Source organism: Sphingobacterium puteale (assembly GCF_003627955.1).
Taxonomy (GTDB): domain Bacteria; phylum Bacteroidota; class Bacteroidia; order Sphingobacteriales; family Sphingobacteriaceae; genus Sphingobacterium; species Sphingobacterium puteale.
On record NZ_RBWS01000001.1, the window covers coordinates 722,550 to 737,067 of the forward strand.

The following is a 14,518-nucleotide window of genomic DNA, read 5'->3' on the forward strand; positions in this document are numbered from 1 at the left end:
ATTGAGTCCGCGTCGAGTGGCACATCAAGTCCGTCTTTTCAAGCGTACCTACGCAGGGGACGCCCCCATTGAAAGCCAGCAAAAAACGAGCCCTTAACACCTAGTTGATTTTAAGCAAAACAAAAAGCTATAATATATCTATCAGATTTTCAAAAGCCATACCCCGCGAGGCCTTTAATAATACCGTAGCTCCGATAATCGGTCTTTCTTTCAGGGCAGCCTTCGCCTCTAAGGTTGTTTCAAAAAATTCGGCGCCATCATTTTTATGTTCAAAAAATGCCTTTCCGACAAAAATTTTGCGATCAGCGAACATGCTTCCTACGTTATCCACGATTTTACGATGCTCTTCAAAAGATTCAGCACCAAGTTCAAACATGTCCCCCAAAATAACCGCTTTCTTGTTGGCCTCAATAATTCGGACATTATCCAAAGCAGCTGCCATACTGGTGGCATTGGCATTATAATAATCACAGATCACCGTGTTGTGGGTCGTTTTCATGATCTGTGAACGATTATTTGTCGGGGTATAGCTTTCAATACCCAAATTGATCTCCTTTGGCAAGATATCGAAATGTAAACCTACCGCTATTGCAGCCAAAAAGTTTTCTGTGTTGTATGAACCTGTAAGTTGCGTATCTATGATATAAGTCTGGGGGTCTCCTTTCGTCTTCCATGAGATCTGTAACAATGGAGTTGCTTTCAACAATTTACCAATGACATCATTGGTTTCGGAAAACCCATAAGTCACTATTTCAGCTATTTGCCGTGCCGCAGCCATTTCTCTTAAATGCGGGTTATCCGCCTGTAAAAAGAGTGTCCCCTGATGTTCTTGCAACCAATCATACAGTTCACCCTTTGTTTTCTTAACACCTTCAAAAGAGCCAAAGCCTTCCAGATGCGCCTTTCCGACATTGGAGATCAATCCATGTGTTGGTTCAGCAATTTCACATAAAAACGCAATTTCACCTAAATGGTTGGCTCCCATTTCTATAATAGCGATTTCAATGGATCCATCAATGGCCAACAGCGTCAAAGGAACGCCAATATGGTTATTTAGATTTCCTTTTGTCGCATAAGTTTTATATTTCTGCGAGACAACGGAATACAATAATTCCTTTGTGGTTGTCTTTCCATTTGTGCCTGTTACACCGATAACAGGAATATTTAATTGTCTCCGATGATAATTCGCCAGATCCTGCAATGTCTTCAATACATCGTCAACCAAGATATACTGTTCGCTTTTTTTATAAATTTCCTCATCAATAACGACATACTTCGCTCCGATTTGGAGCGCCTGTTCTGCAAACGTATTCCCATTAAAATTTGCGCCCTTCAGTGCAAAGAATATACTATCCTTCTCAATCTTACGTGTATCTGTTGTAATATTTGGATACTGTTTATAAATCTGATATAACGATTGAATGTCCATGTTTAGAAATTTGTTGAACAAATATAACCATTCTGTCCGATTTCAAATCAACAGGGATGCACATCTCAAATATTTGGATCACAAACACAATCCCCGATAACGTTTGCGCATTTATTTTAATCAATTTTCTTTAACTAAGGCTTTAATATTGGTAATTTCATTGACCAATTAAACAGTTTGGAATGCGGACGATTATACTTTCACTTTTTTCACGTTCTTTCTCTCTTCTTGCCCCAACAGCAAAAGAACAAGGTATCGTTGTTGGGAAAGATGGCTTCTGCAATTTCCAAATCATACAGGTATTGAATAAAAATCCGCTGTATTTAATAGAATATAGGAATAAACAACTAGGTCCTGTGTCACAAAATCGTGTCAAATGGAAACATCTTTTAATAGATGGAGCAGCTGATAGCCTTAATTCTCGGCTTGTATTCAAGGATTGGACACCAATCTTACATCTAATTGCTAAGTAATGACCGGTAACGTTTGCATAAGTTTTTCATCTAAGTTAGGAACAAAGAATGTACAATTGCTTTTACAAATAACCATTTTTAAACCAAAAATGTAAAAAATGAATTCGTTTAAAAAGCACTATTCCCGTACATTGAAACTTGCACTTGGACTGCTTCTCGTGCTGCCACAGCTGTGTATGGCTCAAGAACCTGCCCGTCCTATTATACAACAAGTCGAATTTAAGAAAGACACGTTAAGTATTAGCAATTATGGCGCTAAAGGTGACGGTCAATTTCTTAATACAGCGTCAATCAACCAAACCATCCGTACATGTAGCGAGCGCGGTGGCGGTGTGGTACTGGTTCCCGCCGGAATTTGGCTGACAGGGCCTATTGAAATGCGAAGCAATGTAAACCTGCATCTCAAACGAGACGCCATCTTGCTTTTCACAAGGGACTTTGATCAATACAAGCTTGTTGAATCCAATTGGGAGGGTGAACCGGCTTGGCGCAATCAAAATCCAATATCAGGCAAGAACCTATATAATATTGCAATTACGGGCAATGGCATTATCGATGGCAACGGAGGTGCTTGGCGAATGGTCAAAAAAAGCAAACTTACAGCCTCCCAATGGAAAAATCTCGTTGCCTCAGGTGGCACAGTTGATGCCGACAATGAGATTTGGTACCCCTCAGAAAGCTCACTAAAAGGTTCAAAAGAGAAGAAAGCAGGGGTAATTCGTCCGGGCACAACCATCGATGACTTCAAAGATGTCAAAGATTTCTTAAGGCCCAATCTTTTGGTATTTACAAACTGTAAAAAGGTATTATTGGAAGGCGTAACTATACAAAACTCCCCTGCATGGAATCTACATCCCCTATTATGCGAGGAGCTGACCTTACGAAAGCTCTCGATTCGTAACCCTTGGTATGGCCAAAATGGCGATGGTGTCGATGTCGAATCTTGCAAGAATGTCCTGATTGAGGACTGTACATTTGATGTTGGTGACGACGGCATATGTATCAAGTCAGGCCGGGATAAAGCTGGCCGTGACCGTGGCAAGCCAACCGAAAATGTAATCATTCGCAATAATGTTGTTTATCACGCACATGGTGGTTTTGTGATCGGAAGCGAGATGAGCGGTGGCGCCCGCAATATTTGGGTGGAAGACTGTTCATTTATCGGAACTGATATTGGACTTCGCTTCAAAACGACAAGAGGCCGTGGCGGAGTAGTAGAAAACATATTCATCAACAATATCAATATGATTGATATTCCCGGCGAGGCTATTCTATTTGACATGTATTATGCAGCAGTAGACCCCGTTCCTCTGGCTGGAGAAAAAAGATCTTCCGTAAAAACAGTAACACTTCCGGTTACAGAAGAAACTCCGCAGTTTAAGAACTTCTATATCAAAAATATTGCAGCAAAAGGAGCATCAAAAGGAATTTTCCTACGTGGTCTTCCTGAAATGCATATTCAGAACATCTGGATTGAGGATGCCACATTGGAAGCAAATAAGGGCATAGAAATCATTGAAGCTTCTCATATTAATTTAAAAAATATTGTATTAAAGACAACAGAAAACAATCCGTTGATCGCCATCAACAATAGCTCCGCGATAAATCTAGCTAATATCCAAGCATTGAATGCTCCAGAATTGTATATCGAGGTTGCAGGTGAGAAAAGCAGTGATATCCGTCTCTCGAATTCCAACACAAAAGCGGCTAAGGCTGTCAGTCAATTTATAGCGGGAAGTACGAAAAAATCCTTAACGATCAAAAATTAGGAACGTAATGAGAAAGTTATTTTTAATTCTTTTAAACCTTATAGCACTTGTTCCATTTTCAGGATTCGGCCAACAAAAACCTTTTTCTGAGCAGATGGCCAATACTGTACTTGAACAGCTTTATCCGGATTCCCTATTCAACAGGACCGACAAATTTCCGAAATGGTCATACGATATGGGGGTTATTTTTGAAGGTCTCACGGATGTATGGCGCAATACGGCAGACGCGACCTATTTTAATTATATGCAGACCCGCATGGATGCTTATCTCAGCATTCAGGATTCCATTAAGAACTATGATGCGCAAGATTTCAATATCGACAATATCAAAAATGGTACGGCACTATTAACGCTTTACAAAGTGACCGGTAAAGAAAAATACCTTAAGGCCTGCCACCAATTATATGCACAGCTCCAAAAGCATCCGCGAACTAAAGAAGGAGGTTTTTGGCATAAGAAAATCTATCCCTATCAAATGTGGCTGGATGGCTTATACATGGGACAACCTTTCTATGCAGAATATGCTAGCCTGATGAATATTCCTTCCGCCTTTGACGATATCGCCAACCAGTTTAGCTACATGGAAAAAAACGCCCGTGATGCGAAAACAGGCTTGCTGTATCACGGTTGGGATGAATCGAGAAAAGAACGTTGGTCTGACCCGAAAACAGGTTTGTCACCACACTTCTGGGCCAGGGGCATGGGCTGGTATGTGATGGCGCTTGTCGATGTATTGGACCATTTCCCGGAAGAGCATCCACGTAGACAAGAACTCATTGCGATCTTAAACAGAACGTTATCGGCAATCGTCAAGTATCAAGATGCCAAAACCGGTGTTTGGTATGATATTGTGGATTTAGGCACCAGAAAAGGGAACTACCTCGAATCCTCGGCTTCAAGTATGTTTGTCTTTGCATTGGCAAAATCATTGCGCAAAGGCTATATCCCGGTTTCATTTCAAAAAAGTCTGGACCGGGGTTATAAAGGACTTGTGAAGGAGTTCATTACTCCAGCAGGAGAAAATCGTGTGAACCTTAACAAAACGGTCCAAGTATCTGGCTTAGGCGGAAAAAAATATCGTGACGGTAGCTTTGCGTATTATATGAGCGAACCCGTCATTACCAATGATCCCAAGGGAATCGGTGCTTTTATCCTTGCAGCATCAGAAGTTGAATTTGCGAAGGCACAAAAGGGTAAGAAACGGCGTACTGTCACATTGGATAATTACTTCAACAACGAATATAAAAAGACAGTATCGGGTCAACTTACCCCCTATCACTATCTTTGGGATGGCGATGATAACAATGGATTTTCGCTATTGGGCAGGATATTTGAAAAAAACGGGGCCCAATTAAATACATTAAAGACAGCCCCTACACAACAGAATCTCTCCAAATCCAACATTTATATTATCGTAGATCCCGATACAGAGAAAGAAACCGAACATCCACATTTCATGAATGAAACAGATGCCCAGCAGATTTCACGATGGGTTGAACAGGGCGGCGTACTCGTTCTTTTATTAAATGATAGCGGCAATTGCGAAATCGCGAAATTTAATACCCTCGCACAGAAGTTCGGCATTACATTCAATGAAGACAGTCGCAACCGTGTTAAAGGAAATGATTTCCAAACCGGGGCAGTTCTGATCCCGCAAGGTAATACAGTATTTCCAAATACATCCAAAATATATATCAAGGAGATTTCAACGTTACAAGTAAAAGCTCCGGCCCAAACATTGATTAAAGAGAAGGGTGATAACATCATTGCAACAGCGAAGTATGGAAAAGGAACCGTATTTGCAATTGGAGATCCTTGGCTGTATAACGAATATACAGATGGAAGAAAACTGCCTCAGGAATATGAAAATTTTACTGCAGCAAATGATTTAGTGCGCTGGTTAATCAAACAGATCAACAACTAGAACCATGAGAAAAATAGCTATCCTAAGTTTCATCGCGGTATCAGTGTTTCATCACCACTGCATCGGACAGTCGTTGCCGTCCAAAGATTCATTAGCAGAAAAGATGCTCATCTATCAACTACCAAATGGTGCATGGCCTAAACAGCTGGTCGACAAAAGTGTCGTTGACTACCAGCGGCCAATTACAAAAGAAATCCTGCAAAAGATTAAAAAAACAGCTATTGACCATGCCACGCTCGACAACAATGCGACAACCCGGGAAATAAATGGTTTGATCAAGGCTTTTAAGGATACGAAAAATCCGGCTTATCTGACCGCTGCGGAAAAAGGTATCGCATATATCTTATCGGCTCAGTATGAGAATGGAGGCTTTCCCCAATATTATCCGAATAAATCACTCTATAGAGCTGAGATAACTTACAACGATAATGTCATGATCAATGCGTTATTGGTGCTTTACAAAGTTGTCATTAAGCAAGACGGCTTTGAGTTTATCAACCCCATATTTGTGTCAAAAGCACAAACAGCAGTAGAAAAAGGCATAGCCTGTATCCTGAAGACACAGGTCATGCAAGACGGGAAAAGGAGTATTTGGGCTGCGCAATACGATCAGCACACTTTAGTCCCTGCTCAGGCCAGAAAATTCGAACCTGCTTCATTAAGTACGAGTGAATCTGTTGCCATCGTTCGGTTTCTGATGATGCAGCCCGCGACGCCAGCGATCCAACAAGCTATTGAACAGGCAATACAATGGTTTCAGCAAAATGATATCGAAGGTTATCGTTTTGATCGCGTACAAAATAAGCTGACAAAGGAGTATGAGCGTAGGCTTGTGGCTGATAGTACTTCAACAATTTGGGCACGATTCTATGATCTGTTTGACAATCGCCCGCTCTTTGGAGATCGCGACAATACCGTCAAATACAATTTTGAGGACGTATCCGTAGAACGTAGGAATGGCTATGCCTGGTTCGGCAACTGGCCAGAGAAACTGATCGAAAAGGACTTTCCGAAATGGAAAAAACAATATAAAATTCAATAATAAATAGTTATCAGATGTTACTCACAAAACATACTATAAATACAATTGGTTCGGATCTGGTCAGTAAGCCTACCGAATCATCTTTCTCTTATCCAGAAAAGATTCTTCAATTCGGCACGGGCGTACTGCTCAGAGGCCTACCAGATTACTTTGTCCATAAAGCCAATCAACAAAACCTGTTCTGTGGCAGAATCCTTGTTGTAAAATCAACAATTTCAGCCGGTGCTGATGCCTTCGAACAGCAAAACAACCTATATACATTAGCTATTAAAGGTATAGAAGACGGTGAGGAAATTTCACATTACGAAATCAACAATTCGATTTCACGTGTGCTGGCGGCCAACAAAAATTGGTCAGAGATATTAAAAAGTGCCGAAAATCCTGACCTTGAAATTGTCTTTTCCAACACCACAGAAGTTGGCATTGTCATGAGTGAAGATACTATCAATGACGCACCACCGGCTTCTTTTCCAGGTAAACTTTTAGCCATTTTATACCGGAGATTTGTTTACTTCAATGCCGACAAAAATAAAGGTTTAACCATTGTTCCGACCGAATTGATCACGGACAATGGCACTAAACTGAAATCAATAATAAGGGATCTTGCTGAGCTGAATAAGCTCCCGAAAGAGTTTTTGAACTGGCTTGATACCGCCAATGACTTTTGCAACACGCTGGTAGACCGTATTGTTCCCGGAGCATTGCCTTTAGCGGAATACACGAAAACCTGTACCTTACTGGGCTACGAAGATCAATTGATGATTATGGCCGAACCGTTTCGCTTGTGGGCGATAGAAGCTATTTCTGAACGTGTGCAACAACGGTTGTCATTTGCCTTAGCGGACTCAAATGTATTGCTGGTTCCTTCCATTGAAAAATATAAGGAAATCAAACTGAGGCTCCTTAATGGAACACATACATTAAGTTGTGCCCTTGCACTTCTTGCGGGTTTCAATACGGTAAAGGAGGCTATGCAAAATGCAGCATTCAACCAATTTATACGACTTTTAATGCAAGATGAAATTGGTCCCGCAATTTTAAGCGACAGTATTTCAGTTGCGGACATCAACGATTTCTCATCCAAAGTAATCGATCGCTTTGCGAATCCTCATCTTGAGCACAAATGGGAATCCATTGCTTTAAATTACAGCTCAAAAATGGCGATGCGCAATATCCCACTGCTAAGAAAGTGGTATACAGCCCACCATGAAGCACCACAACTGTTTGCACTTGGATTCGCGGCTTATCTCTATCTATTAAAATCCAAGCTGGACGGCGATCAATATACGCAGGTGATCAATGGACGGACAATCATGCTCCAGGACGAATTGGCTCCAAGATTATATATGGCCTGGACCAATCCAGATAAACTTGTCCATACCGTGCTTTCAGATACGGATTTATGGGGGATCAATTTAACGGAGTTTCCTCATTTTGAAGAAACAGTCAACCAGAAATTACAGCAGATCATTGAAAAAGGAGCATTAAAAGCACTTGAAATTTCATCAGTTCTTGATAATAAAAAGGTATAAATAGCACTACAAATGAAAAACAACGTATTAAAGATACATCCCAAAGACAATGTTTTGGTCGCATTACAAGATCTCAAAAAAGGTGATGTGATTTCATTTGAGGATATACATTATATTCTACAAGAAGATATTCCGGCCAAGCATAAATTTTTTATGCAGGACATGCACTTTGGTGACGAAATCTACATGTATGGTGTACTCGTTGGAAAGGCTCAATTTGATATCCCTCAGGGAAGCATTATGAATACAGACAACACCAAACATGCGGTAGAGCCTTATCATTTCAGACCTTCAAACTATCACTGGGAAAAGCCTGATGTTTCAAAGTTTGAAGGGAGAACTTTCAATGGCTATCTTCGCCCGGACGGCCGTGTTGGAACCGCAAATTACTGGCTATTTATCCCAACTGTATTCTGCGAGAACCGAAATCTTGATGTTATCAAAGAGGCGCTGTATAATGAGCTTGGCTATTCAGTCACTGCAAAATACAAGAACTTCACCCATCAGCTGTTAAAAGCCTATGAAAAAGGTGAAACGTTAGACCTGTCCTCACTAGAACAGCTTAACACGATTACCGAACAGTCTGACCGTGTATTCAAGCACGTGGATGGCATCAAATTTTTGAACCATCAGGGTGGCTGTGGCGGAATTCGACAAGATGCGGCCATCTTGAGCAAATTGCTTGCGGCCTACGCCGACCATCCGAATGTCGCAGGCATTACGGTATTGAGTCTAGGCTGCCAAAATTTACAGCTGAATGATCTAGTCAACGACATTAAGCTACGTAATCCAAATTTTGATAAACCCTTGTACTTGTTTGAACAGCAACAATCAAAAAGTGAGGAGCAATTGCTGAAGGAGGCGATACTGCAAACTTTTATTGGGCTGACAGAAATTAATAAACTCGGTAGACAGCCAGTACCATTGAGCAAATTGACCTTAGGTGTAAAATGCGGTGGCAGTGATGGATTCAGCGGCATTTCAGCCAATCCTGCCGTAGGTTACACCGCCGACCTATTGGTTGCTCTTGGCGGAAAAGTACTATTGGCCGAATTTCCGGAACTATGTGGTGCCGAGCAAAACCTAATAGACCGTACTATCGATCCAAACGCCGCCAATAAATTTATTGACCTTATGACTGCCTACAGCAATGCCGCAGAGGCTGTTGGTTCGGGGTTTTATATGAACCCATCCCCAGGCAATATCCGTGATGGGCTTATCACGGATGCTATAAAAAGTAATGGTGCCGCAAAAAAAGGTGGAACCTCACCCGTTGTAGATGTCCTGGACTATACCGAGGAAGCGACAAAGCCCGGTCTTAACTTAGTCTGTACGCCCGGAAACGATGTGGAAGCAACAACTGGAAAAGCAGCGGCGGGCGCAACACTCATTCTGTTTACAACAGGCTTGGGTACCCCTACAGGTAATCCAATATGTCCGGTCATCAAAGTAGCAACAAATAATGTATTAGCCACCAAAATGGCCGACATCATTGATATCAATACCGGTCCTATTATAGATGGAGATAAATCTATCCAGGCCATGGGGGAGGATATTTTAGAATATTGTATCAAAGCAGCTAGTGGCGAAATAACACCTAAAGCTGTCCAATTAAACCAAGACGATTTCATACCTTGGAAAAGAGGTGTGAGTTTATAAAAATAGGATATTGTATGAAAGCTTTTTTAGACGACAACTTTTTATTAAACACAAAAACAGCCGAAGAGCTGTATCACAACTATTCAAAGCATTTGCCGATTATTGATTATCACAATCACTTGATTCCGGAACAGATCGCTAATAATGTCAAATTTGACAACATTAGCCAAGTGTGGCTGCATGGCGACCATTATAAATGGCGGGCCATGCGCGCCAATGGTATCAATGAACGCTATATTACGGGTGATGCTTCGGATGAAGAAAAATTTATCAAATGGGCGGAAACGGTTCCTTATACATTGCGCAACCCATTACACCACTGGACACACCTTGAATTGCAACGTTACTTTGGCATCACAGATTTGCTGTCCCCAAAAACGGCAGCCAAGATATACGCTGATACAGGTGCCTTATTACAACAAGATAGCCATTCGGTTCGCGGATTATTGAAAATGATGAATGTTGAGGTCGTTTGTACCACCGACGATCCGATCGATAGTCTCGAGTTTCACCAACAATTCGCCAAGGAGAAAGAATCGTTCAAGATGCTTCCCGCCTTTCGTCCTGATAAAGCCATGAATTCGGACGATATCATTGCGTTGAATCAATACATCGATAAACTGGAAGAGGTCAGCGATATTCAAATCAATAGTCTTGGAGATTACTTGAAGGCATTAAAAGCAAGACATGATTTCTTTGCTGCCAACGGATGCAAAGTGTCGGATCACGGCCTGGAACAAATCTATGCAGAAGACTATACCGAACAGGAAATCGTGACGATCTTTGATAAAATTCGTACAAAAAAGGAAATCTCCTTGGCCGAAAATCTGAAATTCAAATCTGCAATGCTGATTTATTTTGCAGAATGGGATCATGAAAAAGGCTGGGTTCAGCAATACCACTTAGGTGCATTACGCAACAATAATGCCCGTATGCATCGCTTGATCGGACCAGATACAGGCTGGGACTCCATCGGAGATTTTAGCCAGGCACGTGCATTGTCAAATTTTTTGAATAAATTAGACAATCAAGATAAGCTAACCAAGACCATCTTGTATAATCTCAATCCGGCGGACAATGAACTTATTGCGACTATGATCGGGAATTTCAACGATGGTTCTATCAAGGGAAAAATCCAGTTCGGCTCTGCCTGGTGGTTTTTAGACCAAAAAGATGGTATGACAAAACAAATCAATACATTGTCGAATATGGGTTTATTAAGCCGTCTTGTTGGTATGTTGACCGACTCCAGAAGCTTCCTGTCATTCCCGAGACATGAATATTTCAGAAGATTATTGTGTGACATCTTCGGGAAGGACATCGAAAGAGGAGAAATACCAAATGATATCGAATGGATAGGGAAAATCATAACAGATATCAGCTATAATAACGCGAAAGAATATTTTGAATTTTAATGAATATGCAGGGTAAAGTTTTAAGCTTTGGAGAATTGTTGTTACGGATCTGTCCCGACATCGAACAAGATTGGATTGAACAACACCAGCTGCCTTTCTACGTGGGGGGAGCAGAACTGAATGTCGCCACAGCCTTAGCATTGTGGAATGTACCATCATCCTATTTATCCGCAATTCCTCAAAACGCCATCTGTGAAGGTATTAACAACTACCTAAAAAACAAAAACATAGACACCTCGACTATGCTGTGGACCGGCGAGAGATTAGGGATTTATTATCTCCCAAAAGGGAAAGATCTAAAAAATGCCGGTGTCATCTATGATCGTGCGAATTCTTCATTTGCAAACCTCAAAGCTGGCAGCATTGATTGGGAAGAGATTTTTGCTGATGTCAAATGGTTTCATTTTTCAGCGATCTGTCCTGCTATTAGTCAAGATATTGCTGATCTATGCCAAGAAGCAGTTATAAAAGCACAGGAAAAAGGCATTTTTGTATCATTGGACCTTAACTACCGCGCAAAGCTTTGGAAATATGGGAAAGCACCGAAAGAAATTATGCCCAAAATTGCCCAATATTGCAATTTAATCATGGGGAATATCTGGGCTGCACATCAAATGCTCGGCACGCAGCTAGACGAGAAATTCCGAACTTCTTCTTCGGGGTATCAGGAAGAAGACTTACTGGCACAGGCAGATCGTACAAGCAAAGAGATCATTTCCGTGAATCCGATTTGTCAATATGTGGCCAACACCTTTCGTTTTGACCATCAAAGCAAAGGTATCAAGTATTATACCACATTTTTTGACAAAGACAGCCTGATTAAATCAACGGAATATACAGCCGAAGAAATTTTGGATAAGGTGGGCAGTGGCGATTGCTTTATGGCGGGCTTGATTTACGGCTTATACTCCAACCTTTCTCCCAAAGAGACCCTAGAGTTTGCAACACTTGCCGCATTTGATAAACTGTTTATCGCCAGCGATGCGACAACAAGTACAGTGGAAGATATAAAAAATAGAATGATAGCATGAATTTGAAAGAAATTGTATTAGATAAAATCCTTGAACAAGGGATACTTCCTTTGTTCTTCCATCACGATAAGGCCGAAAGTATAGCTATTCTGCGAACCTTATACCAAGCCGGTATACGTGTCTTTGAATTTACAAACCGTGGTCCCGAAGCATTAACAGTTTTTGAGAGTTTAATTGCCGCAAGAAACCTTGACATGCCTGACCTTTATTTGGGTATAGGCACCATCAAATCGGTTGAGGAAGCGCAACAATTTCTGCAAATCGGTGCCGATTTTATTGTCTCTCCGATTGTAAATCCTTTGGTGGGGTCGCTTGTTCATGAGCAGCATAAATTATGGATTCCGGGATGTATGACCCCAACAGAAATCTATACAGCGCAACAGCAACAAGCAGCACTTATAAAATTGTTCCCTGCAAATATACTGGGGCCAACATTTATGTCATCTATCCGGGACCTTTTTAAAGGTCAGAAATTTATGCCTACGGGGGGTGTAGAAATCGAAATGGAAAACTTAAAAGCTTGGTTCAACTCCGGTGTATGCGCAGTAGGGATGGGCAGTAAGTTAATTGATCCTAAAGACACTGGCAACTTATTTGAGAACACTAAAAAGGCACTTGACTTCGTCTCGAAAGCACGATAACAGTAAAATCCCTCTGGTACCAGCTTTAAAAAGCAAATACGGAGGGACCTTATTAGCGTGAAAAAACAGACGCTTACACTAAAAATAAACTATTTAACCCATTATGATCAACACGGAGAAAAAGGGTAATTACCGTTGGGTAATATGCTCCTTACTATTTTTTGCTACTACAATCAATTACCTGGACCGCCAGGTGCTATCCCTGACCTGGAAGGATTTTATTAGCCCCGAATTTCATTGGACAAATACGGACTATGGTAACATTACGGCCCTGTTTTCAATCTTTTATGCCATCAGTATGCTGTTTGCAGGTCGCTTTGTGGATTGGATGGATACAAAAAAAGGTTTTCTATGGGCAATTGGAATCTGGTCCTTTGGCGCAATACTGCATGCCTTCTGTGGTATAGCGACGTCAGGAATTGTTGCTGGTGAATGGTTCGTTGGTTTCGAAGGCGCAAAAGAGGCAATTTCTCATGTCAACAACGTGGGGTTAGTAATCAGTGTCAGTGTCAATCTATTTATCTTTGCCCGCTTTGTTCTTGCGGTCGGAGAGGCGGGGAATTTTCCTGCTGCGATTAAAGCCACTGCGGAATATTTTCCGAAAAAAGACCGTGCCCTCTCAACGAGTATCTTCAATTCAGGTGCAACTATTGGCGCCTTGGCAGCTCCCTTAACCATTCCTGTAATCGCCGCGCATTGGGGCTGGGAAATGTCTTTCATCATCATCGGTGCATTAGGATTTGTCTGGATGGGTTTTTGGATGTTTCTCTATAAAAAGCCAAATGAAAACCCAAAAGTCAATGCGGCCGAGCTGGCTTATATCAATCAAGATGACCATGAACAGCAGATCACACCTACTGGCGATACCAAACTTCCAAGAACGACCATTTCTGAATGCTTAAAATATAAGCAAACCTGGGCATTCGTCTTTGGAAAATTTATGACTGACGGAGTCTGGTGGTTTTTCTTATTCTGGATGCCGGCTTATCTTTCTGCCGTCTACGACATAAAATCATCGGATACAGAAGGACAGCTCGCAATTTTTGTGCTTTATGCAATTACCATGTTGTCTATTTATGGTGGATGGCTACCAACCTATTTTGTTGACAAAAAAGGAATGAACGCTTACGAAGGGCGCATGAAAGCCATGCTGTTGTTTGCTTTTGTGCCATTGGTCGTACTCTTTGCACAGCCTCTGGGACATATCTCCTATTGGATACCTGTCATTCTTATCGGTTTCGCCGGGGCCGCACACCAGTCCTGGTCCGCCAATATCTTTTCGACCGTTGGAGACTCTTTTCCAAAGCGCTCCATTGCAACCGTTACCGGAATTGGGGGGCTCGCGGGAGGTGTAGGAGCCTTTATTATCAACAAAACATCAGGATGGCTATTTGATTATGCCAAAGAAACCCAGATGACTTTTATGGGCTTCAAAGGCGAGGAAGCAGGTTATTTCATTATCTTTTCCTTCTGTGCCATTGCCTATTTAATTGCATGGGTCGTAATGAAAACACTAGTTCCTAAACTTATTTTAATAAAAAATTAACATATATTGCAAAATTTATATTATATTAGCAATATCTTTATAAATATCAATCTAAAC

Annotated in this window: 11 protein-coding genes; 10 read left to right on the plus strand and 1 reads right to left on the minus strand. The window is 41.4% G+C overall.

Annotated elements, in window-relative coordinates:
• Nucleotides 1-127: 127 nt before the first annotated feature.
• The gene (locus D7322_RS02730) at nt 128-1,429 is read right to left on the minus strand and encodes a UDP-N-acetylmuramoyl-tripeptide--D-alanyl-D-alanine ligase (protein WP_121121039.1); all 1,302 of its coding nucleotides are present in this window, start codon (nt 1,427-1,429) and stop codon (nt 128-130) included.
• Nucleotides 1,430-1,611: 182 nt separating this feature from the next.
• Here D7322_RS02730 and D7322_RS02735 point away from each other — a divergent pair, with 182 nt between their 5' ends.
• From D7322_RS02735 to D7322_RS02780, 10 genes are all read left to right on the plus strand, one after another.
• A complete protein-coding gene (locus D7322_RS02735) occupies nt 1,612-1,902 on the plus strand; it encodes a hypothetical protein (RefSeq protein ID WP_121121041.1) in 291 nt (96 codons plus the stop codon).
• 98 nt (nt 1,903-2,000) lie between these two features.
• Complete coding sequence (locus D7322_RS02740; protein WP_121121043.1) at nt 2,001-3,671, plus strand: glycoside hydrolase family 28 protein; 1,671 nt, start codon at nt 2,001-2,003, stop codon at nt 3,669-3,671.
• Between the two features lie 7 nt (nt 3,672-3,678).
• The gene (locus tag D7322_RS02745) at nt 3,679-5,595 is read left to right on the plus strand and encodes a glycoside hydrolase family 88/105 protein (protein WP_121121046.1); all 1,917 of its coding nucleotides are present in this window, start codon (nt 3,679-3,681) and stop codon (nt 5,593-5,595) included.
• A gap of 4 nt (nt 5,596-5,599) precedes the next feature.
• Nucleotides 5,600-6,637, plus strand: coding sequence for a pectate lyase (pelA, locus tag D7322_RS02750; RefSeq protein WP_121121048.1), 1,038 nt, complete (start codon nt 5,600-5,602; stop codon nt 6,635-6,637).
• A 14-nt stretch (nt 6,638-6,651) separates the two neighbouring features.
• Nucleotides 6,652-8,169, plus strand: coding sequence for a tagaturonate reductase (locus D7322_RS02755; RefSeq protein ID WP_121121050.1), 1,518 nt, complete (start codon nt 6,652-6,654; stop codon nt 8,167-8,169).
• Between the two features lie 12 nt (nt 8,170-8,181).
• Entirely contained in the window at nt 8,182-9,828 is a 1,647-nt protein-coding gene (locus D7322_RS02760; RefSeq protein ID WP_121121052.1) for a UxaA family hydrolase, read from the plus strand.
• Between the two features lie 14 nt (nt 9,829-9,842).
• On the plus strand, nt 9,843-11,243 hold the full coding sequence (gene uxaC, locus D7322_RS02765) for a glucuronate isomerase (RefSeq protein WP_121121054.1): 1,401 nt from the start codon (nt 9,843-9,845) through the stop codon (nt 11,241-11,243).
• Between the two features lie 5 nt (nt 11,244-11,248).
• Nucleotides 11,249-12,274, plus strand: a complete 1,026-nt coding sequence (locus D7322_RS02770) for a sugar kinase (RefSeq protein ID WP_245971234.1) — start codon at nt 11,249-11,251, stop codon at nt 12,272-12,274.
• Nucleotides 12,271-12,915 (plus strand): bifunctional 4-hydroxy-2-oxoglutarate aldolase/2-dehydro-3-deoxy-phosphogluconate aldolase, encoded by a 645-nt coding sequence (locus tag D7322_RS02775; protein WP_121121058.1) that lies wholly within the window; start codon nt 12,271-12,273, stop codon nt 12,913-12,915. The genes D7322_RS02770 and D7322_RS02775 overlap by 4 nt, the downstream gene beginning before the upstream one ends.
• Nucleotides 12,916-13,018: 103 nt before the next feature.
• A complete protein-coding gene (locus D7322_RS02780; protein ID WP_394342578.1) occupies nt 13,019-14,461 on the plus strand; it encodes an MFS transporter in 1,443 nt (480 codons plus the stop codon).
• Nucleotides 14,462-14,518 lie beyond the last annotated feature (57 nt).

What these genes read in the sequence shown, in the direction of transcription:
- D7322_RS02730 (WP_121121039.1), bottom strand. Translation starts at nt 1,429, where the DNA reads ATGGACATTCAATCGTTATATCAGATTTATAAACAGTATCCAAATATT.
- D7322_RS02735 (WP_121121041.1), top strand. Translation starts at nt 1,612, where the DNA reads ATGCGGACGATTATACTTTCACTTTTTTCACGTTCTTTCTCTCTTCTT.
- D7322_RS02740 (WP_121121043.1), top strand. Translation starts at nt 2,001, where the DNA reads ATGAATTCGTTTAAAAAGCACTATTCCCGTACATTGAAACTTGCACTT.
- D7322_RS02745 (WP_121121046.1), top strand. Translation starts at nt 3,679, where the DNA reads ATGAGAAAGTTATTTTTAATTCTTTTAAACCTTATAGCACTTGTTCCA.
- pelA (WP_121121048.1), top strand. Translation starts at nt 5,600, where the DNA reads ATGAGAAAAATAGCTATCCTAAGTTTCATCGCGGTATCAGTGTTTCAT.
- D7322_RS02755 (WP_121121050.1), top strand. Translation starts at nt 6,652, where the DNA reads ATGTTACTCACAAAACATACTATAAATACAATTGGTTCGGATCTGGTC.
- D7322_RS02760 (WP_121121052.1), top strand. Translation starts at nt 8,182, where the DNA reads ATGAAAAACAACGTATTAAAGATACATCCCAAAGACAATGTTTTGGTC.
- uxaC (WP_121121054.1), top strand. Translation starts at nt 9,843, where the DNA reads ATGAAAGCTTTTTTAGACGACAACTTTTTATTAAACACAAAAACAGCC.
- D7322_RS02770 (WP_245971234.1), top strand. Translation starts at nt 11,249, where the DNA reads ATGCAGGGTAAAGTTTTAAGCTTTGGAGAATTGTTGTTACGGATCTGT.
- D7322_RS02775 (WP_121121058.1), top strand. Translation starts at nt 12,271, where the DNA reads ATGAATTTGAAAGAAATTGTATTAGATAAAATCCTTGAACAAGGGATA.
- D7322_RS02780 (WP_394342578.1), top strand. Translation starts at nt 13,019, where the DNA reads ATGATCAACACGGAGAAAAAGGGTAATTACCGTTGGGTAATATGCTCC.